Consider the following 20,747-nt stretch of genomic DNA (forward strand, 5'->3'; position numbering starts at 1 on the left):
AATACATCAACGGTTTCTACAATCCGCGCCGACGGCACTCAGCATTGGGTTGGAAAAGCCCCGTCGCTTTCGAGAGAAAAGTGGCCTAAAAGAGCTCTTGGGGCGGCACAAAAACGTGACAGGTCCAGACTAGTCCTCGTACTTTTTCTTAAGGCCGTAAGTGACGAAAGTGTTTAGACGCTACAGCGCAGTAGGGTTCTGTATCGGCGGTTGCGTGCTCCCGCAACCAACGATACAGAACGGCCCGAAGCAAAACCTTTCGAGGCCGTTTTTGTTTGCCCTAATTCAAGCAAACCCGCCAGCTCACCAACAAGCTCAATGTCCATGCCATCTGCGCCTGGGGTCAGCCGGATCTCCTCCAGCAGGGACCGGATGATCGTTGTGGCTTCTGCTTTGGTCTCGGGATCGTTCAGCGCTTCGCTTAGGTTGGCGATCTTGCTGCGGTACACATCGGACAAATTGGGATGCAGCAACACTGGCGCCGATTGGTCCGCATTGGACAGATTGGCTTCTAGCTCCGCCTTACGGGCTTCCAGGCTGTCCATCTTCTCTTTCATGCTCTCGTGAAACATCCCCTCAGTAATGGAGTCAATGATGCGGTCGATCTGCTGGGTGACCTGTGCAAGGTCCCGTTTGGTTTTGGCTTCATCAACGGAACTCAGGGCTGTGAGGCGGTTGTGTTCTTCCTGATAGGCTTTGACGAACTCTGCAATCAGGTCAGGGTGGAGCAGTCGATCTTTGAGGCCGGCCAACACCCGCGCTTCAAGCTCATTGCGGTTGATTGTCTTGCGGTTGTCACAGGTGCCCTTGTTCCGAGTATTGGCGCAGCCGTAGTTGGCTTTGCCCACAATGGCGTAGCCGCCGCCGCAACATCCGCACTTCAAGAGACCTGAAAACAAGTGCTTTGCGCGCTCTGGACGGTTGAGACCGTCCGCAATCACGGCGTTGCATGACGCCTTTTGGCGTGCTTTGACTGCGTCCCACAGGTCTTGATCTACGATCCGCAAGTGGGGGACGTCCTCAATGACCCAGTCTTTGGGCGGATTCCGGCGAAGAGAAAATCAGGATCGTGCTGGACGGGCTGCGTGGCGAGGACAGCATCGCAGAGCTGTACCGTCGTGAAGGCATATCCCAGGGCCTGTATTACAAGTGGTCCAAAGACTTTATGGAAGCAGGGAAGAAGCGTCTGGCCGGCGACACGGCCCGCGCTGCGAACACCGACGAGGTGAAGGATCTGCGCCGAGAGGCACGGGACCTCAAGGAAGTGGTTGCTGAGCAGACGCTCGAACTGCGGTTTCTGAAAAAAAGCATAGTCGGGGATGGGGCGACCAAGAATGAGATACCCTGCATCTGAGAAGATTGAGATCATTCGTTTGGTCGAAGACAGTCATCTGTCAGCGCGTCGAACATTGGCCAAGCTCGGCATTCCCCGCACAACGTTTTATCGCTGGTACGACCGTTACCTGCACCGCGGTGAAGCTGGTCTCGAAGATCAATCTCTCAAGCCCAAACACGTTTGGAACCGTGTTGGCGCAGCCGATCTGTCCAGGCAAAGGACGTAAACTGGCTGCCCTGATCGGTATTAATGATTTCTGGCGAGCCGAACCTGGCGATGGCCTCGTTCAGCGCCTCGATGCAGAAATCAGCTCCCAGCGTGTTTGATATCCGCCAAGCCAGCACCTTGGTCACCAATGAATGCACCAGGACCATGTCGCCCATGGCGATGGTTTTTGCGTATTTCGTTTCAAACGCCTCGCCGTTTGCAGCGAAGCCATCAAGCAGCGCGGTGAAGGCATCGATGCCATCAGCAACACCTGGGTTGTGCTGGATATAAAGTTCAGGTGAGACATACTCAGCGATCGCAGATGTATCGGTTGGATCGTTAAAGGTACCCCAAAAAATCCGCCTGACCTCGCAACTAAGACCCCTTAATGCTGATGACGTAGCTCTTAGGCTGACCATCTGGTGGAGCAGGAAAAGGTGCAGCGCGCTTTACTTGCGAAAGTGCCGTATTATCTAGTCTAGCTGAGCCGGAACTTTTCGATATCCTTAACCCCGCAAGCTGACCAGTTGCTGAAATGGACACCGACACACGCGCTGTTCCGCGAATATTTGATTTTCCACGTTTGGCTCTTGCAATCTTTCGATACACTTTCCCTTTGTAATTGGACAGCGCGGCATTACCTGAAGTCTGTGACTTTCCTTTTACTTTCGAGGATGTTGCAGCCTTTTGGTTTTCTTTCCCCGTCTGAGTTCCCTTGCGTGCATTTGTTGAAGAGTTCCCAGCAGCGACATTAGCTCGCTTTTGCTCAGACTTTTTTATCTGTTTGTTTTTTTCCGTAGGCTTCTTAGGACTTCGATCCGCAACGTCCCTCTCGATTGGCTTAAGGGCAACGACTTTTGGGGGAACAATGGCCTGAGAGCTTTTGCTGGGCTGGCTGACACTCGAGGCTTCCGGTTCCTTTGTCGGTAGCTGTACCGGCGCAATTGTCGATTTTGTTTGTGACGGGGAAGCGTCTGCAACTGGCCTATGTGTAGGCAACAGCTCTGGCTGCTCAGTTTCTGTTACATTGCTGGAAGGTGTCGCAACGCGCTGAGTCTGAGGCTCAATCCGATCGACGTTTTTGCTATTCTCTAACGTTTCTGGGCGTGGAGCCTCCGCTTCATCAACCAACTCGTCAGAATGCTTCACATCAGGTCGATGAGGAACTTTATTGCCGGTAGCTAGATCAGCGAAGCTACTCCCAGGAGATGCCGTTACCTGAGTGGCACCGCCCGCTGTGTCCACATCGTCTGTAGAGTATCGTCCAAAAAAGTAGATGCTATGCAAGCCAACCGCAGTCAGAAAGGTAAGCGTCGCGATTGTCTTTGAGGTCTTGATCATTGAAGGGCCCTTTCAGTGACAATCAAAACTCTTTGGGCGCCATTTTCCCTTAGGTTTCGCGTATGTATCATCAACTGTTTGGCTGGCAGATCACGATCTGGCACGATGCGTATCGTAGATTTGGCCTCTTCCTCCAATGTGCTGAGAAAGTCGACAATCGAAGCCTTGGGTACACCACGCAGCCAAAGTGACCCATCCGCACGAATGACAAGGGTATCTGGGGGTTCGCGCCCCTCCAGCTCCGTTGTCCGTACCAATGACACGGATTGATCCAAGGGCGGGGCCAGCGTGCCGGCAATCATAAAGAAAATCAGCATTAGAAAGACGATATTAATAAGGGCAATCGTCGGTTCTTTCTTGCTGGTTGCGCTTGGGCTCTTAGGGATCACTGGAGCACCCTAGTATTCAGTTGAGGTATCTTGCGCAAAGCCGTAAGCAGGTCGACCAACTCTTGCGACGTCGCACCCTGACCAATCGCAATGAGCACGGTCTTCTCTTGACTGGGGTCGTCGCGCAATCTTTCGATAAGGTGCACCTGCGTGATGGTTTGGCCGTTGAGCAGGATTTCATTTGACCGCAAGTTCACAAAAACCTGCTTACTTTCACTTACAGCCAGAGCACTTTGCCCTGCGGAAGAAAGTTCGATTTCTCCAAACTTCGAAAAAGTAGAAGTGAGCATAAAAAACAGAAGCAATAAGAAGATGACATCAATGAGCGATGTCATAGACAGTCTATTCCTCTTTCTTTTAGCTACGCTAAGCGCCATGAACTGAAACCAAATCGTAATTTGAAGGGGCCTTTGAGACCTCCAGCGCTGTCTTGGGTGCAAAAACAGTTCGCAAAGCGCTATTAGCAAAAACGCGTTCACGAAGCATTCGAGCTTCAAGCCAACTCAATGCAAGCGAAGTGGGCATGGCCACCGCAAGGCCTGTCGCAGTTGTAAGAAGTGCAACCCAAATACCACCTGCGAGCAAAGAAGGGTCGACCGAGCTACCGGCGGTTTGCAATTTTTGAAAGGCTTCGATCATCCCCAAAACAGTGCCAAATAACCCAAGGAGAGGCGCAATTTGGGCAATGAGATCAAGTGTACTAAAGCCTCGTTCCAACCGAGCAAAACAGTCTTCTGCTTCCGCATCAGCGCGATCTGAAATGCGTGCGTCATCGCCGGACATAGCGATACGGATAGCAGGCACAAGATAGCTTTTGCTCTGCTCCAGCTTCATCAATGCTGTGGCTTTATCTCTGGCATCCAGTGCAGCGACTGCTTCCTTAAGTCGACTATGGCTCCCGACACCGGAAGCTTGAAACTGCCAGATTTTGTAGAGAATGATGGTCACGGTTAAGATTGAAATTGCGATCAACAAAAGCACAACCGGGCCACCAGTATCTAGAACGCTTTTTACGCTTTCAAGTAGGTTGTTTAGCATGATCATCCAATCAGCTCCGTTCTCACACGAGTGCTCAGAGTGATCCCATTCAGGCAACTTACGTTGTCGCCTGCAACACAGGTGTCGACGCCATTTATGAGTACACGTGGGATATTCTCACAGCTAATTTCATCAAATCTAAATTGGCGAACGCGGGGCCGAGCTGATGGCAGATCTTGAAAATCAAGAAGTGTTAGGCGCTCGACGCCTCCCGAAGTGTTAAATAGCACAACTTCATAAACTGCATGTTTTATGTCCTCAGGATATGAGTTCGTCGCCAAAAAACTCATCAGGCAAGCGCCGCCGACTTCATCGGCGGCGCTCAATTCGATGGCAATCCCAGCACTGCTTTGCTGTTCTGCAATACCTGCTGTTGGTGAGGTGGCCAGCAAAGCTGCTGACGTTATAGTAGCGCAGAGTGCTTTCGCAATTGGCATTGCCATTTCAGTTCCTTTCTCGCTCAGAAGGTTTTTGCAAGGCTGAGTTTGAAGTTACGACCGGCTGAGGCACGCGTCGACAATTGGGTCTGATACTGTTTGTCCAGAACGTTTTCGATACCGAACCGCACCTCAACGCCTTCCAACGCTCCGTTTTGAGGGCGGTAGGTAGCGCGAATGTTGTTCACACCGTATCCGGCAATTGGACCAGTGTTGTTGATGGCTTCAGTACCACGCGCGGCTACAAGCTCCCAGCTAAGGTCCAGAACTTCATCAAAACGTTTACCTACGGTCAGAGCCGCGGAAGAAACAGGTGCGAAGCGCCAGTCTGATACTGAGCCGTCAGGGAAACTCTGATCACCGCTCGCGGCTGTCCCGTTCAGATCGACATAGAAGCCACTGGAGTGACCATAAGACGCTTCAATTTCGATACCTTCAACATCAACAACCGCCAGCACGTTGCCTGTTGCCCGCACATCACGAACGTTGGTGTCGTAGTAGTTCACTTTTAATGCGAAGTTGTCACCAGAGGAGAAGAGATCAGCACGGTTGAAAGAGAACCCAGCTTCATAAGTCGTGCTCTTTTCTGGCACCCAAACAAACGACGGCTTGTCAAGACTATCGATAATCGGGAAGCCTTCGGAATAAGCTGCGCTGGCAAATACACCAAACCCGGAATCGAATTCATATCGTGCAGATACGCCGCCCATCAAAGCAGAGTTGGAGAATTGATCGTCGTACGGATCTGTTGCACCCGCACCTACAACATCGGTTCCCTCGACATCTTGATGCTCATAGCGCACCGCAGGACTCAGGGTGAAGCGATCTCCGATACGAATATCGTCAACTGCAAAAACAGCAATCCGACGATCTGTACCACCAGGTGCAGAGTTCGCGTCTTCTCGCTCACGGTTTACAAACTCGATACCATATCGCAGGTCATGCGATGCATTTCCGGTATTGAAGTAGCTGGTGTTCTTAAGATTCAGCTTTGTGGTCTTGTAGTTGTGATCGGCATTCAACAAGCTACCCACTGCAAAGTCGCAACCAGGGAAACCAAAACAACTTCCAGGAACATAGGTGCTGTCGATGTCCTGCTCGGCATAGGTGAGCTTTGCGTCAAAATGAATCAAATCATTGCCAGCTTGATCATACTGATAGCGAACACCTACAACGCGGCTATCTACCTTTCGGTCGACATTCCCGAAATAGAAGCCACCACCGGTAGAGGCCCCCAAAATATCATATGGAACATCTTTGTCATTGGACTGAGTCGCATTGTACCAAGCTGAGATGGCATGTTCTTTGTTGTTGCCAAACGTATGGCGCCCTTTCAGCAAATAGGAATAGTCGCTGAAATCTGTTCCTGCGGTCTCTGTACCATTTCCATCATCGTAAGTGTCTTGATCTCGATACGTCAGACTGAAAAGGAATTCGGTATCCTCGGTTGGTTGCATTGCTAAGATTGAGGAGGCTGCCCAGCCAGCTCCATTCGACTGGCCCTGCAAAGTCTGCCGGAACCTTGTGCCAATTTCACCTCCGGTGAAATCGGAGGCGTCTTTGGTTTCCAGGCGAACAACCCCACCAACCACGCCGGAGCCGTATTCAAATGATCCAACTGTGCCGCGAAGAACCGAGACACTCTTATACAGGGCTGGATCTGTAAAAAGCTGATTACCAATGCGATAGATTTCTTCGCCACCCGTCGTGGCACCGTCCACTAACACCAATACACGTGGGTTTGTACCATATGTTGCATTTGCGCCAAAACCGCGAATGGAGATACCAGATGACTGTGGCGTGGAACCATTTACCAAAGTGACGCCTGGAACGGAGTCTACCAGCTCTGCAATCGTAGAGGCCTGACGATCATCAATTTCTTCTTGGTTGATTTCGGTGATAGGTACCGCTGTATCAACTTGAACTTCGCGCTTGCTGGTTCCAAGTGTGATCTCGCCCAGATACTCACCTTCATCTGCCGAGGCATCGATATTCTGAGCAATTACGGGGGTACTGGCTACGACTAGAGCCAGTGTCGAGGCTGCGCTTAATAGCAGCCCATTCTTGTGTTTTGAGTGCATGGTTCGTCCTTAGATCCGAAGATACCGGATTGCTGGCGAAACACGCTTGCTCGGCTCTTTTAGTGTTTAAAAGAGAAGTTAACTTTCTTGACGCGCCGCTTAGATAATGCGACAAAAAGAGTCAACTTAATGTGCCGCTGTATAAACCATTGTTGGCCCAAGGTGTAAAATTCACACACAATTGGGGCTATTGGAGGCGGTGACCTGCTCCCCCGAGAGTCCGCGTTAATAGGTTAGCTCTGTTCAGGGTTTGGTCCTCTCTTGACCGTTGGTGATACTCCCACGGGGTGATCCTGTCGAGGCTCGAATGCGGGCGGTGGTGATTGTAGTCGGCGCGCCATGCCGCAATCATGCGGCAGGCATGGCGCAGAGACGGGAACAGGTGTTCGTTGAGGCATTCCTCACGCATTCGCCCATTGAAGCTCTCGACCAGGCCGTTTTGCATCGGTTTTCCGGGTGCGATGTAGTGCCAGTCGACCTTGCGATCCTCTTGCCATTTGAGCAACGCGTTCGAGGTCAGCTCCGTCCCGTTGTCGCTGACCACGAGGCAGGGATACCCGCGCAGCTGGGCGATCCGATCCATCTCACGGGCTACACGCGCACCGCCGATAGATGTGTCCGCGACGGCGGCCAAGCATTCCCGACTGAAGTCGTCGATGACATTCAGCACGCGGAACCTGCGCCCGTCTTCCAGCGCGTCCGACATGAAGTCGAGCGACCATCTCTGGTTTGGTCCCTGCGGGATCACCATGGGCGTCCTGGTGCCGACCGCGCGCTTGCGTCCGCCCCGTTTACGAACGGTTAACCCTTCTTCGCGGTAGAATTGCTGGCGGGCACAAACAAACCAACATCAACGAACTACTGCCCTGGAACTACACCGGATCCGTGTGACCGGCGCACCGCTTACGCTATAGCCAACTCCCAATCAGATGTACGGGGTGAAGGGCGCCCCAAATGAGAAGGGTAGCCTTGCCGAGGAAACGTTTCGCGGCCTTTGCATTGCGGGTTGAAGACAAGCAGAAATCGACCGTGTTGCCCAATTTGTCGATGGCCCGGTACAAATACGTCCACTAGCCCCGCACCTTGATATAGGTCTCGTCAACGCGCCAGCTATTCGACATCGGGCGTCGCCACTGCCAGCGCATGCGCCGTTCCATTTCAGGTGCGTATTTCTGGACCCAGCGATAGATGGTCGAGTGATCAACACGCACGCCGCGTTCTGCCATCATGCTCTCAAGATCACGGTAGCTGAGGCCATACCGGCAAGATCATCGCACAGCCCAGAGCACGACTTCACCAGAGAAATGCCGCCCTTTGAAATCGTTCATAGCCGGTCTCCATGATCAGACCCACAGGACATGGCAATCCGCATCCAAGTTTACAACAGAGCCAGTCCAAGTTCGCATCGCCGTCCTTAACCGCTACACAGCTCTTGGCATACCCGTCACAGAGCCTGTGAGTTAAGTTGGTCCGGAGAAAAGGGAAGTCCGCCCCTCAGGCCATTTGTGCAACAAAGTCCCCAACCCCCAACAACAGACTAACACGGTCATTGCGGTAGCTGCCTATTCGCTTTTACGGCAAATGTCGGACTCAAAGTGCTACCAAAATATTATATGCGTTCGCATCTTCTATTTTTGCCATCTTGAGGCATTTATAGAAAATGTCTCCTTCGAAGGGCCGCGATGACATGTAATTCCATAGAAGCCACGATATAGCTATGTTTCAAGTATTGCTTTCTGTTCTCTTAGCGTTGGTTAGTCTTTTGGCTGGTTGGCTCGAGTGTTTTCGTAATGGAAAACCGACTATTGTTGGTCGGGCGATGATCCTGAACATCACCACGCAAACTGCTGATCCATAACCAAGCGGCACTCAAGAGTTCGGTCAGTACAGAAGAAACGGATACGGCTCCTGCTCACGTCAGATCTCGCGGTTTCGTACACTTTTTGGAGCCACCCCGAACTCACGACGAAATGCCGTTGCAAAATTCGCAGGTGAGGAATAGCCCGCCAAATGCGCGGCTTTCGCCAAGGGCAGGCCTTCCTTTTGCAACGCCTCATTGGCCCGTTTCAGGCGGGATTTGCGGACAAACTGTGAGACGCTGACCCCATACGCCTGCTTAAATCTCCGCTGGATGGAACGCCGATTTAGCCCAAAGGTCTGCTCCAGATATTCCAACGAGAGATTCTCAGACAGGTTTTCCAGAATGTGCAGCCGAATGCGCTCAAGCGACTTTAGCTCGTTATCTTGAGGATAGGTTTTAGCGGCATGATCTTCTGTCGCCTTAATCTCTGCTGGAATGCGACGCAAAATTTCCAAAGCGCGTGACATGCGAAAGAGGCCCAACTGCTGTTTGCTGTTTTCTGGAGGCGACAAAATAATCTGATTTGCAAGCCTTAGGATCTCTTTGCCAGGTGCCCAAATTCTATGCTGTAGGTGTTCACGCGGAAAATTTGGTAGCCCTTCTGGATCATGCATACCATGCGCCATGTGATCAAACCAATCCGGAGGACCGGCAATCGAGAGCTTTCGGAAAGGATCTCCCCAAGAGCCTGCAAACTGAATATGGGAGGTTTTCTGCATCAACAATGCAAATGCCACAGGAGTCGCAGTGTCGCCTGTGCCGGCATTGAGCTCGATAGGCTCACCCTCGACATAAAACTTCTGCACGCCGTGCAATAGTATCAAGACGAGAAACTTCGGCTTCACGGGCGCATTGGTGTCATCTGTGACGCCTGACATAGGTTCATTTAACACGCCAACACGAAAGTCACCGGGGAACAGATCGACAGACATTTGAGATCCCGTATTCTAGTGGTCTTTCAAGCTGAGTTGGTTGTCTCGCAAACAAAACTGTCGCTTGAGCAAACCCCTTCGCAATAGACCGGTTTGTTCCCCTCTTATAAAGTCAGATAAAAATACTCAACAAAGACTGTCCTCGGGCGTCTGAACGGCGCTGAGGCCCGAAAGGATCACATCGGTGAAAAAAACGAATTTCAAAGGTCGGCATATTATTGCTGTCTGCCTGGCGACGACGGCGCTTGTTCCGGTTGTGGCGGCGGCGGAAGAAGACTTCGAACTCGAAGATATCGTCGTCTTCCAAAGCTTTGAGAGCCCGGAAGTTGAAGGATATGCGGCAGGCAAAAGCACAAGCGCAACAAAGATCACGACTTCAATCGTTAAAACGCCGGTGACAGTGAATGTTGTCACCGAAGATCAAATGTTTGACCAAGGTGCGGAATCCGTTGCTGAAGCGTTGAGCTATACACCCAACGTTTTGACAAACTATCGTGGTGAATCAACGATTTATGATGAGACGTTCATTCGCGGTTTCACATATGCGCCCAAGTACCTGAATGGTTCACAATTCGGCACAGCAGGTTTCGGTCAGCTTGATCCATTTCTGCTGGATCGCGTGGAAGTCGTGAAAGGACCGAACTCAGTGGTGTTTGGCAGTGCCATTCCCGGCGGCGTCGTGAATATGTCGCTGAAGACTCCGAACGAAAATACAGGAAATCGCCTTGTTTTTGGTTTGGGCTCTGAAAATTATAAACAGCTGTCAGCGGATCTTCGCGGTGATCTGAACGAAGACGGGACGCTGAAGTATCGCCTGGCTGTGACCGGTTGGGACAAAGATCTACAGGGCGACGATTTCGGCCAAAGACGCTTGTCTCTTGCGCCGTCAATCAGCTGGGAAATCACACCCGATACGGAACTACAGGCCGATGTGATCTATCAGGACGATCCTGAAGCTGGGCAGCGGAATTTCTTCACCCTCGTAGGCACTTTGGAGCCCACTGTCGGCGGGCACTATTACGACCGCGATCTCGTTTCCATCGCGCCAGAATATGACCAGCTAAGCCGCGAAACCTATTCCTTCGGAACCCGCTTGCGTCACAATTTTGCAAATGGAATGACCTTCCGATCTTCCTTACGGTACACGGAAATCGATCAGTTTCACAACAATGTGCTGGTGGACCAGATCGACACGGTAGGTGGTGCCGACGATGTGGCGGATTTAGGCGTTGTTTGGATTAAAGAAAACTATGAGCAGTTCACTTTCGACAACTCTGTCGAAACTACATTTTCGGTGGGTCAGTCAGACCATAGATTTTTGGTAGGTCTGGATTATCAACGGCAAGAGCATCGCTCCAACAACCGCACCAACTGGGTTACTCCGCTGCAGTTTGACCTGTCGAACCCAGTCTTCATAACGTCAGCAGACAATCCAGATCAGTATCTAAGGCCAGACAACATACAGCAGGTAGACTTCGAACAGACGGGACTTTATTTGCAAGACCAAATCGAGATCGGTCGTTTGAACCTGCTGCTTGGCGGAAGATATGACTGGACCTCGACAAAAAACGAAAATCTGAGCTTCGGTGGAAGTGAAACAGCCAAATCAAATGCGTTCAGCGGGCGGATTGGTCTGAGCTATGAGTTCGACAATGGAATTGTGCCATATGCCAGCTATTCCACGTCCTTTCAGCCATCGACCGACTATGACGTGAATGGCGATTTGCTGGACCCAAGTGAGGCTCGCCAGTTTGAGGTTGGTGCAAAATGGGCTTCTGCGAATGACAAGTTGCTGTTGAGCGCGGCATACTTTGATATTGAGCAGACAAATATTGTTGAAGGTGATCCCGTTAACGGCTGGCCGCATCGCGCGAACATCGGAACGCGTCGCTCCAAAGGTTTTGAATTTGAAGCGCGGGGCCAAATCACTGAGCGTCTCGATGTGATTGCAGGTATCGGCTTGATCGATGCGGAAATGACCGAAGGACAATACGCCGGTTTCACCGCCCAACGTATTCCTGAAAGTAATGCCTCCCTATGGCTGAATTATGAGTTTATCGAAGGGCTGAGTGGCGCATTTGGTGTGCGTTACAATGGGTCGTCCTTTGGCGATTATGCAGAGAACATCGTTGTGCCTTCCTATACGCTTTATGATCTGGGATTGAATGCGAACCTCGGACTCCTGCACAGCAATTTGGACGGCATCCAAGCCAATCTCGCCATCACGAACCTGACCGATGAAACCTACGTGTCGTCATGTGTATCTGCTTGGGATGACTACTGCTGGTTTGGCGAAGGACGCGAAGTGCGCTTCCAGCTGACATATGACTGGTAAACTCTCAACCTATCTGGCTGTCGCCGTATTGTCTTTGCACAGTGCGGCGATTGCCTATGCGCAAACGGCAGAGACAATGTTGATATCAAACGACACCCCGGAATTGGCCTTGGATTTTGCCCTTGGCACCCAAACCGCGAAAGCCCAGCTGGCTACTGTGCCCGGCTCCTATGTGGAAGGCGTTGTGGAGGCATCCGGCGCTCCCGTGAATGTCATTCTTACCTCGACCGATGGGACCAAACGCAGAGTTCTACAAGACGTCGTGACACGCGGCGTTTTTCGCATTGTGGCAGACGCCGACAGCTATGAAATTGAACTGGTTTCGCCGCGGGGGACTGGCACAGCCCGCGTGACCCTTTTGCGCAATTTGCCTCCAGAGGAACAGCTCCCTCCCACGCAGCCTAGCGTCGTCATTGATCCGACTAGCCCCACCTTGCAAGCGCTTTTGACTGAGGGGATCAGCGACGCCAGCCTGTCCGCCTTTTGGGACCAGCGGCAGCGCGACGGAACTCCTTTGATCGAAGACGATCCGCAACAAGATCCCGACATGCGATTGGTCACTTTCTTATGGCGTGGCGCCAAACATAATGCGCGGCTCATAGGGGCGCCTGCCAACGATCATGTTTGGATGCAAAAACTGGCGGAGAGCGATATCTGGTTCGCATCTTTTCGCGTGCGCGCTGATCTGCGTATGAGCTATCAGATTGCACCGGATATTCCGTCGATACCTGGCACGCACCGCGAACAGCGCACCGCCCTTCTGGCCACGTTGCAAGCAGACCCGCTGAACAGGTTTCCGTTTATCACAAACGCTCAGGATCGCTTTGAACAGCAGAGCTATATCGCCCTTGCAAATGCACCGATCCAGCCCGGTGTGGAACATGCGCAAACCACCCTGCCGCTGCGCGAGCAAATTTTTGCAAGCGCTATTCTCGACAACCAACGTCGGGTCTGGTTCTACACACCACAAGAGTTTACGCCCGGCGACCCAATCAACGTCCTACTGATCGTTTTTGATGGCGCACGCTATATCAACCGAGCTCAAACGCCTCAGGTTCTGCACAACTTGCAAAGAGACGGTCGCTTACCGGCGGTTCCTACAGTCTTTGTAGACAGTCTGGACCCGGACACCCGCTGGCAAGAGTTGGCCTGCAACGCTGAGTTTGGGCAAGCCATCGCTTCTGAACTTCTGCCAATCGCCCAGCAGTATTTTGGCTTACCACCTAATCCGGATCGCACCGTGGTCGCAGGCTCTAGCCTGGGTGGATTGTCCTCCGCCTGCATCGCACTCAACCATTCTGAAGACATCGGCGCGTTTGTCTCTATGTCCGGCTCTTACTGGTATGCGCCAGAAGGCCATGAAGCAAAGGATCAGGTATTCGTGTCACAGTTGGCGAAACAACGTTCCCCCAAAGCAATCAGAGCATTCCTATCTGCTGGAACTTATGAAAGCAGCAGGTTCGCCGATGAGTTTGGCATCCTCGAAGGCTCCGAGCACCTCGCAACCACCTTGCAACAGCTCGGGCACGATGCTGTCACGTACCAAACCTATGAAGGTGGACACGACTACGCTATTTGGCGCGGTGCTTTGGCAGACGGTTTATTGGCATTGTTTGGAGGCGAGAACCGAATTGGCGCTTTTACAGGCCGCTAGTAGCCGCGTTGCTTTTCCGTGATCACGACATTCGGAGAGGTAAAACAGCCCCTTAACCTTGTCAGAAAGCGCCGGGATGCTTTGGCATTACTGCGCGTTTGAACGAGTATGTCGAGAGTATTTCCTTAATATCGCGCCGACGCGAATTTAGGCTTCGTCTATGTGCCGTTCGACGCTGTCCCGGCGCAGGCGGCTCTCGTACGTTTGAAAAACGCCTGTATTTCTGAACCAATGGGAAGACAGATCGATCTGTCTTCGTGGGCAAAGCGGACCTCGGCTCAATGCGCAACGAAATTCCGCTTCCCGCCGAGCACCTCTTTGATTTTGGCTGCGGAGCCGCCTTTAGGCGGATTCCGCAACAAGCTTCCTTATTAGCCCGATGGGGCAAGCTAGTCTTTCAGGCTTGATACGCGTGAAAGTTTCGAAAACTTCCGGTCCCCCTTCTAGTGCTGCTTGAATTGGGGTGTCTGAGCCGGGGGCAACTCATTCTCCTTCTCGGGTTTGGGGGGAGTTTTCAAACTGCTCGTGCAAAGCGCGCAAGTGAGAGAAAAACTTTCCACTTTGAACATCATGTGCGTGTGTGCTCATTGCTATAATCTCGCCTTGAAGCGGAGCGAAGCCGCCCTCGGGCGGCTTTCCGCGTTTATGACGACTCTGGTGGAAGCAATCTGAGCAAGAAACATTTTGTCCAAGCAGTTGCGTAGAGTTGCATTGGCCTCCCAATGCAGCATTATGCTAATTGCTCTCAAGAATTTAAGTTGAGGTAGGCAATTGCAAAACAATTGGATCGAGAACTTCAATGGTCTCAGGCGTTTGCCAGAGGATGTGAAGGCACTGTTACGCTCTGGAAGCGTTGTGGTACGCGCGCCCAAAGGCGCCTGTATTTTTGCACCTGGGCAGACAGCCGATAATTTGCTGTTGTTGCTTGAGGGAACGGTGAAAGTTATCCAAAAATCGGAAAGCGGGCGAGAGGTTTTCCTGTATCGCGTGCATGCCGGTGAAAGTTGCGTTTTAACAACGGCTTGCATGCTCGCATTTGAGGATTACTCTGCAGAAGGGACAGCAGAAACAGATGTGAAAGCCATTGCCATACCGCGTGCTATTTTTGATGATCTGGTTGGCAAGTCGCCCGTGTTCAGAGAATTTGTGTTCGCGGCTTATTCCCGCAGGATCACAGACCTTTTCACGCTGATTGATGATATTGTTTTTCAGAGAATGGATGTACGACTGGCGTCCCGCCTTTTGGAGCTTGCGGACACGAGGCAAACTGTACGGGCGACTCATGTCGTGTTGGCGAGTGAGTTGGGGACCGCTCGTGAAGTGATTTCTAGGATATTGTCTGAGTTTCAGAGACGCGGGTGGATTGAGCAATCAAGAGGTGAGGTAAAGCTCTTGGACCCCGATGGTCTGGAACACCTTGCGCGAGCCTCAGGTACGCACCGCGCGTAAGTTTCGTCGTTTCCATTGTGCTGTCGTGTTGCTCAAGCATGCGTCTGATCGGGAGCAGATACTCTTTAACTGCTGATCGGAACTGGATAGGCGGCGAGAATTACAGCGTGGCTGATGCTCCTTTTTCTATCCACAAGACTCGTGGTGCTAACAGGCATGTATTGTGTTGGATGCCGGAGACGATATGTCTAATCCTGGACTATAGGAGGAGTCGGCATGGTGTTGTCTTTGGGTGTGGATACAGGCGGGACGTATACGGATGCGGTTTTAATCCGGGATGAAGCTGAGGTCATTGCAAGCGCCAAATCTCTTACCACGCGAACAGATCTGGCGATTGGGATTGGGAAAGCCATTCAGGCCGTGCTCAAGGATACGGGTGTAAAACCCTCCGACGTTTCTGCTGCATCATTGTCTACGACGTTGGCGACCAACGCGTTGGTTGAAGGTCAAGGTGGCCGCGTCGCCCTGATCTATGTCGGTTTTAGGGAAAGCGATCTTGCAAAGCAGGGTTTGCTGGACGCTTTGCAGGGGGATCCCGCTCTTGTGATACCCGGGGGACATAATCATGCTGGAGGTGAAGCCGCTCAGCTGGATCACGATACCCTCAGAGACTTTTTAGAAAACCAACGTGGCATTTCGGGGTATGCGGTTGCAGCGCAATTTGCGACGCGCAATCCTGCGCATGAGCTCGAAGTTGCTAGGATTATTGCAAAAGAAACGGGAGTGCCTGTTACGTGCTCTCACCAGTTGTCTTCGAAGCTCAATGGGCCCAAACGCGCAATTACGGCTGTCCTGAATGCGCGCTTGATTGGCGTGATTGATCGGTTGATTGGCCGCGCGCAGGACACACTGCACGACATCGGCATTGAGACCCCGATGATGGTTGTCAGAGGCGATGGCGCATTGATGAGTGCAGAACAGGCGCGCGAACGCCCAATTGAAACCATTCTCAGCGGACCTGCAGCTTCCATCGTCGGCGCCAGTTGGTTGACGAATGTCGAAAATGGCTTGGTCTCTGATATCGGAGGCACCACCACTGACATCGCTTTGATCAAGAACCGCAAACCCATGATTGATCCCGCTGGCGCTCAGGTTGGTGGGTTCAGGACAATGGTAGAAGCCGTGCGCATGCGCACGCATGGACTCGGAGGTGATAGTCAAGTGACGCCGGTCACGGAAGGGTTAAGAGGAGGGGTCTTTCTTGGGCCACGTAGGGTCCTCCCGGTGTCGTTGATTGCGGCGGAGGCGGGGGATGTCGTGCATGCGGCGTTGGATGATCAACTGCGCAAGGGTGTCCCTGGTGAGTACGATTGCCGTTTCGTGAGACGCGTCATCGGTGTCCCGACCGCAGGGCTAGATGCGCGTTCAGAGATGGTGCTGGATCGGATCGGGGATGGGGTGCATCCTTTGAACAAGATCTTGAGAACCAGATTAGAAGAGAGCGCGCTAACCCGACTTGTGAACCGCGGAATTGTTCAACTGTCTGGCGTGACTCCGTCTGATGCGAGCCATGTTCTTGGTCGATTAGATGCTTGGGACGCAGATGCTGCGCGCAAAGGGCTTGAGCTGTTTTCGCGCAAGCGGACAGGAGATGGAACCAGGCTTGCCCAATCTTCGGAAGAGATTGCGCAAATCATTTTAGAACAAATGACCGAGCAAACGGCTCTGACTTTGCTAGAGACAGCTTTTGCTGAAGAAGAAGGCGCATTTGGCGCGGAACCCGAAACGCTCGCGCGCCATATTTTGACCCAGAGAGGGCTCTCTGGGCACCGTGGTTTGTTGTCTGTCGATGTGTCTTTGAATGTAGAGGTGGTTGGTCTCGGTGCCTCGGCGGCGAGCTATTATCCATCGGTTGGCGAACGTTTGGGGTGTAAAATGTCGCTGCCTGAACATGCTGACGTGGCAAATGCCGTTGGCGCGGTTGTGGGTGGTGTAAAATTCCGTCGCCAAGGGTCAGTAACTTCACCGTTTGAAGGTCAGTTTCGCGCACATTTGCCCTCTGGCCCACAGGATTTCGATAATGCACAGCAGGCGATTACGGTGATGGAGGACGCATTGAGACTCGATGCAGAAAGCGCCGCAAAAGCAGCGGGCGCTGAGGACATCAGCATGCTGGTCGAGCACGACACGCGTTCAGCAAAGATCGAGGGTCGTGATATGTTTGTGGAGTGCACCGTCTTGGTCGAAGCGAGCGGTCGACCCCGGGTCGCGTTGGAGACTGTAGGCTGAGATAACGCGGCATAGATTGCGGTTTTAGAGTGGTGGGAGCCTTACTATATACTGCGTCGCGCAGTCTTGACGCGACGCAGATATTATTTGGGGGGCGGAAGTGTATGTGCGTTATGCTTCCCAGCAGTGAAGCGCGCTTCCTAAAATCTGACGGTCAACACGCACACCAAGTCCTGGCGTATCAGGTGGAAGAACGCCACCATCTTTGATTGGGGCTTCAAATGCGCCAGTTTGAACAGTGACCATGTCGCGGGGGTCCAATATACATCTGAGCAGACGGTCTGGGACGGTTGCCCCCATATGAAAGATTGATGCCGCTGAAAGAGTGGAGCCCACCGTGTCTTGAACGCTGATGGTCAGACCCGCTGCGCGACAGATGTCGCGGTGGCGTCTTGCTGGCGTCAAGCCACCTGCTTTTGATATTTTCAATCCAATGCCATCGGCGATGTCATGCGCTACGATTGTCGCCATGTCGCTATCCTGCTGGCCCAACTCATCTATTATGATTGGCACGTCGCATCGTTGGCGCAGTGAGACTGTTTCGCGCCATGTTGCGCATGGCGCCTCCAACACAAAATCCAAGTCTGACGGTAGTGCACGTAGCATGCGAAGAGCCGTTTCCGGGATCAGACCCCCGTTTGCATCGACAATAAAGTACTCTCCCGTTTGGCGATCTGCGAGAGATGCGGCAATGCGTTCTGCATCCAGTCGCGGCCCGCCTTCGCGATCATGTGCGCCAATCTTGATCGAGTGCCCCAAGTACCCCATCTTGCGGTGCTCTGCCACGCGCGTGCGCATATCCTCTGGTGTACCTGCATAGATTGAACTGATCACCGGCAGGCGCCCGCCTGTACCTCCGCCCAACAGTTTGTAGACGGGCAAGTTGACCGACTTTCCAAACAGATCCCAGCAGGCCAGGTCGATAGCACTTTTGGCGTGGTTGTGGCCTGCCAAAGTCTCGTCCATAGCATCGTTGATACGTTCCACATCGCGCGGGTCACGCCCGATGAGATGCGGAGCCATTTCTTCAATGCCAGCGCGTGCGCCGCGTGCATGTGACGCAATGTAGGTGGCACCGAAAGGCGTGCTTTCTCCCCATCCTTCTGTGCCATCATCTGCCGTTATGCATACGACAACACTGTCAAAACCCGTGTACAATCGTCCGCCTGACAATTCGTAGCTCCCACCTGTGTAGGGCAGGTGCACTTCAAACAGTTCGATTTTCTGAATTTTCAATGTTCAAACCTCAGGTGGCAGAAGCACAAGCTGACCAGTGTGGCGTTTGGCCAGAAAGTCTTCTTGAGCCTTCGCAATATCAGACAAGGGGTAAGTTTTGGCGACGTGTGGCCGAATTTCATTATCTTCTATGTATTTGACCAGATTTTCAAAAACGATGTCGTCCTGAAAAGTGCAGCCATAGAGCGTAAGATCTTTTAGGTAGAGTGTGCGAATATCTATTTCGCATATTGGCCCGGCGATGGCACCTGCCGTCGCATAACGTCCACCACGGCGCAGTACCTCTAGTAGCTGCGGCCAGTTGGGGCCGGCGACCAAATCTACCACTACGTCGAGGCTCCCAATGCCGAGTGCACTGACGATGTCTGCATTTCGGTCGAGTACATGGTCCGCGCCCAATGCACGAACGGTATCTGCCTTTGAGGAAGAGCACAGCGCAATCACCTTTGCCCCGCGCCTTTTGGCGAGCTGGATTGCTGCGGATCCAACACCACCTGACGCTCCAGTGATTAGAACAGTTTCTGCACCAAGATTTGCACGATGTAACATACCTTCAGCGGTGGAGTAGGCGCAGGGAATGGCGGCGAGCTCAGCATCGGACAGCGTGCAATCAACAGCGTGCGTTTCGCGAGAGGGCGCTTTGCAATACTGCGCAAAGCCTCCGTCACATTCGCTGCCGATGGTCCAACACTCGTACGGGCGATAATCCACGTATGTGCGCAGCATATTGCGAACAATCACGCGTTCACCAATACGGTTCGGATTTACGCCATTGCCAACGGCAACGATGTATCCGCAAACATCCGCACCTTGAATCCTCGGAAATGAGAGAGGTACGCCTGACCAACTGGCATCGTTGTCGTCAATGCGGTTGTAGCCCTCGGCCCCTCCAGCATTTGTATCTTCAGTGACAGCTTTGGAATACCATCCGATTCGTGTGTTGATATCGGTGTTGTTTACACCTGCCGCTTTTACTTCAATTAGCACTTCTCCAGCAGCCGGAACTGGCACGGCAACATCGTCGCGATAGTCAAGCTTCTCGATGCCTCCGTGTCCCGTCAACAGGACTGCCTTCATTTTTTTCGGGATCATCTCAGCCTCCGAAGGATGCGATAGGTTCACCAAAAAGGCTTTCGTCTGGCACAACGCCGAGACCCGGGCCTGTTGGACGTTCGATATGGCCGTCTATGATCCTAACGCCATTCCTTGGGTCATAGTGGCCTTCGATATAGGGCGCTGCAAGCCATACGCCTTCGCATAGTTCTGGTTTCACAGTTGCTCCGATCTGGGTACAGGCCGCTGCTATGATGTCTCCGCCCCAGCTGTCATCGCAGGTATGGGGCAGATTGCGTGCTTCGCATATGTCACGGAAGGTGCGCATTGGGGTTAGGCCACCAATGCGTGTCACTTTCATTCCGAACCCGTCCACCAAGCCAGTGCCAGCAGCCGAAATCACAGTGTTCAGATCAACGCTGTTTTCGTCCATATAGATCGCGTGGTTGACTTGCGGACGGATCATCTCCAATTCCTGAACAGAGTTGCAAGGCTGCTCCATAACGAAAGGCACATGCGGCAGCTCTCTGCTTACACGGAGTGCGTCTCTTGTGGTCCAGCCACGGTTTCCATCGACTGCGAGACGCATTTGAGATCCTTGAAGGACTTCCCATACTTTTGCGATGGTTTCTATGTCGATTTCTACAGGGCGGCCTCCGACTTTCACCTGAAGGCGCGGATAGCCTTCGTCACGCTTTTCTTTTGCCAGCCGCGCAATATCGTCGGGGGCACTGACACCGGTTGCATAATAGGACGGTACGCGATCGGTCGCTGCCCCACCCAGCAGGTCCGCGACGCTCACCCCAAGTGATTTGCCCATCAAGTCATAGGCGGCAATGTCGATTGCCGCCTTTGCATAGTTATGCCCATTGAGTTTGGCGTCTAGATGACGGCGCAACTTCCCAGGGGTCGCATCGGTGCCGATTAAATCACTTGCTAGCAGACGGAGCGCGGCGCGCGCTCCGTCTGTATGTGCTTCAGCGTAGGTTGGGCCGATTGGGCAAGTCTCTCCCCAACCGACATGCCCACTCTCAGACACGAGCTTTACGAGAGTCGTGTCCAATGACCAAACCGCCCCACTTGCCATCGTGTAGGGGCCATTCTTAACGGGAAGGCTATGGGCGTAGATGTGTGCTTCCTTGATCCTCATGTCAGCAGACTCCCTGTTT

Annotated in this window: 15 protein-coding genes and 4 pseudogenes; 5 read left to right on the plus strand and 14 right to left on the minus strand. The window is 52.7% G+C overall.

The window, feature by feature from the left end; all coding sequences use genetic code 11:
• Positions 1-173: 173 nt before the first annotated feature.
• Positions 174-941 (minus strand): zinc ribbon domain-containing protein, encoded by a 768-nt coding sequence (locus tag J7413_RS19090; RefSeq protein ID WP_348538783.1) that lies wholly within the window; start codon positions 939-941, stop codon positions 174-176.
• Between the two features lie 110 nt (positions 942-1,051).
• On the opposite strand from J7413_RS19090, the pseudogene J7413_RS19095 reads away from it, so the two are divergent.
• Positions 1,052-1,529: pseudogene (locus tag J7413_RS19095) on the plus strand (helix-turn-helix domain-containing protein); the annotation flags it as partial.
• Between the two features lies 1 nt (position 1,530).
• Here the strand turns inward: J7413_RS19095 and J7413_RS19100 are convergent.
• The 10 genes and pseudogenes from J7413_RS19100 to J7413_RS19145 all read right to left on the minus strand — a co-directional run.
• A pseudogene (locus J7413_RS19100) lies at positions 1,531-1,683 on the minus strand (DDE-type integrase/transposase/recombinase); the annotation flags it as partial.
• Positions 1,684-1,918: 235 nt separating this feature from the next.
• Positions 1,919-2,884: a TonB family protein gene (locus J7413_RS19105; RefSeq protein WP_209101191.1), complete on the minus strand. Its 966-nt coding sequence runs from the start codon at positions 2,882-2,884 to the stop codon at positions 1,919-1,921.
• Entirely contained in the window at positions 2,881-3,273 is a 393-nt protein-coding gene (locus J7413_RS19110) for a biopolymer transporter ExbD (protein ID WP_209101194.1), read from the minus strand. The genes J7413_RS19105 and J7413_RS19110 overlap by 4 nt, the downstream gene beginning before the upstream one ends.
• Positions 3,270-3,650 carry a biopolymer transporter ExbD gene (locus tag J7413_RS19115; protein ID WP_209101198.1) on the minus strand — a complete coding sequence of 127 codons (381 nt, stop codon included), beginning with the start codon at positions 3,648-3,650 and terminating at the stop codon, positions 3,270-3,272. Before J7413_RS19115 ends, J7413_RS19110 begins: the two co-directional genes overlap by 4 nt.
• On the minus strand, positions 3,640-4,311 hold the full coding sequence (locus J7413_RS19120) for a MotA/TolQ/ExbB proton channel family protein (protein ID WP_209101276.1): 672 nt from the start codon (positions 4,309-4,311) through the stop codon (positions 3,640-3,642). The genes J7413_RS19115 and J7413_RS19120 overlap by 11 nt, the downstream gene beginning before the upstream one ends.
• A gap of 2 nt (positions 4,312-4,313) precedes the next feature.
• The gene (locus J7413_RS19125) at positions 4,314-4,754 is read right to left on the minus strand and encodes a hypothetical protein (RefSeq protein WP_209101201.1); all 441 of its coding nucleotides are present in this window, start codon (positions 4,752-4,754) and stop codon (positions 4,314-4,316) included.
• A gap of 17 nt (positions 4,755-4,771) precedes the next feature.
• Positions 4,772-6,829, minus strand: coding sequence for a TonB-dependent receptor (locus J7413_RS19130; RefSeq protein WP_209101204.1), 2,058 nt, complete (start codon positions 6,827-6,829; stop codon positions 4,772-4,774).
• Positions 6,830-7,016: 187 nt separating this feature from the next.
• Positions 7,017-7,649 (minus strand): annotated as a pseudogene (locus J7413_RS19135) (IS3 family transposase); the annotation flags it as partial.
• A 145-nt stretch (positions 7,650-7,794) separates the two neighbouring features.
• Positions 7,795-8,157 (minus strand): annotated as a pseudogene (locus tag J7413_RS19140) (IS6 family transposase); the annotation flags it as partial.
• Between the two features lie 589 nt (positions 8,158-8,746).
• Positions 8,747-9,622, minus strand: a complete 876-nt coding sequence (locus tag J7413_RS19145; protein ID WP_209101207.1) for an AraC family transcriptional regulator — start codon at positions 9,620-9,622, stop codon at positions 8,747-8,749.
• Positions 9,623-9,806: 184 nt separating this feature from the next.
• On the opposite strand from J7413_RS19145, the gene J7413_RS19150 reads away from it, so the two are divergent.
• The 4 genes from J7413_RS19150 (at position 9,807) to J7413_RS19165 (ending at position 17,289) form a co-directional block, all read left to right on the plus strand.
• Positions 9,807-11,957: a TonB-dependent siderophore receptor gene (locus J7413_RS19150; protein ID WP_209101210.1), complete on the plus strand. Its 2,151-nt coding sequence runs from the start codon at positions 9,807-9,809 to the stop codon at positions 11,955-11,957.
• Between the two features lie 349 nt (positions 11,958-12,306).
• Positions 12,307-13,611 carry an enterochelin esterase gene (fes, locus tag J7413_RS19155; protein WP_209101213.1) on the plus strand — a complete coding sequence of 435 codons (1,305 nt, stop codon included), beginning with the start codon at positions 12,307-12,309 and terminating at the stop codon, positions 13,609-13,611.
• Between the two features lie 771 nt (positions 13,612-14,382).
• Positions 14,383-15,060: a Crp/Fnr family transcriptional regulator gene (locus tag J7413_RS19160; RefSeq protein ID WP_209101216.1), complete on the plus strand. Its 678-nt coding sequence runs from the start codon at positions 14,383-14,385 to the stop codon at positions 15,058-15,060.
• A 216-nt stretch (positions 15,061-15,276) separates the two neighbouring features.
• Positions 15,277-17,289, plus strand: a complete 2,013-nt coding sequence (locus J7413_RS19165) for a hydantoinase/oxoprolinase family protein (protein WP_209101218.1) — start codon at positions 15,277-15,279, stop codon at positions 17,287-17,289.
• A 111-nt stretch (positions 17,290-17,400) separates the two neighbouring features.
• Here the strand turns inward: J7413_RS19165 and J7413_RS19170 are convergent, their stop codons facing one another.
• From J7413_RS19170 to J7413_RS19180, 3 genes are read right to left on the minus strand one after another with little or no spacing between them, the layout of a single operon-like run.
• Complete coding sequence (locus tag J7413_RS19170) at positions 17,401-18,525, minus strand: mandelate racemase/muconate lactonizing enzyme family protein (RefSeq protein ID WP_209101220.1); 1,125 nt, start codon at positions 18,523-18,525, stop codon at positions 17,401-17,403.
• A gap of 3 nt (positions 18,526-18,528) precedes the next feature.
• A complete protein-coding gene (locus J7413_RS19175; RefSeq protein WP_247743639.1) occupies positions 18,529-19,617 on the minus strand; it encodes an alcohol dehydrogenase family protein in 1,089 nt (362 codons plus the stop codon).
• A gap of 1 nt (position 19,618) precedes the next feature.
• Positions 19,619-20,728, minus strand: a complete 1,110-nt coding sequence (locus tag J7413_RS19180; RefSeq protein ID WP_209101222.1) for a mandelate racemase/muconate lactonizing enzyme family protein — start codon at positions 20,726-20,728, stop codon at positions 19,619-19,621.
• Positions 20,729-20,747: the final 19 nt, after the last annotated feature.

Origin of the sequence: Shimia sp. R10_1, from assembly GCF_017744095.1 — a bacterium.
Taxonomy (GTDB): Bacteria; Pseudomonadota; Alphaproteobacteria; order Rhodobacterales; family Rhodobacteraceae; genus Shimia.

Excerpts from the sequence above, each read along its gene's own strand:
- J7413_RS19105 (WP_209101191.1), bottom strand. The coding sequence starts at position 2,884 with ATGATCAAGACCTCAAAGACAATCGCGACGCTTACCTTTCTGACTGCG.
- J7413_RS19115 (WP_209101198.1), bottom strand. The coding sequence starts at position 3,650 with ATGGCGCTTAGCGTAGCTAAAAGAAAGAGGAATAGACTGTCTATGACA.
- J7413_RS19120 (WP_209101276.1), bottom strand. The coding sequence starts at position 4,311 with ATGCTAAACAACCTACTTGAAAGCGTAAAAAGCGTTCTAGATACTGGT.
- J7413_RS19125 (WP_209101201.1), bottom strand. The coding sequence starts at position 4,754 with ATGGCAATGCCAATTGCGAAAGCACTCTGCGCTACTATAACGTCAGCA.
- J7413_RS19130 (WP_209101204.1), bottom strand. The coding sequence starts at position 6,829 with ATGCACTCAAAACACAAGAATGGGCTGCTATTAAGCGCAGCCTCGACA.
- J7413_RS19145 (WP_209101207.1), bottom strand. The coding sequence starts at position 9,622 with ATGTCTGTCGATCTGTTCCCCGGTGACTTTCGTGTTGGCGTGTTAAAT.
- J7413_RS19165 (WP_209101218.1), top strand. The coding sequence starts at position 15,277 with ATGGTGTTGTCTTTGGGTGTGGATACAGGCGGGACGTATACGGATGCG.
- J7413_RS19175 (WP_247743639.1), bottom strand. The coding sequence starts at position 19,617 with ATGATCCCGAAAAAAATGAAGGCAGTCCTGTTGACGGGACACGGAGGC.
- J7413_RS19180 (WP_209101222.1), bottom strand. The coding sequence starts at position 20,728 with ATGAGGATCAAGGAAGCACACATCTACGCCCATAGCCTTCCCGTTAAG.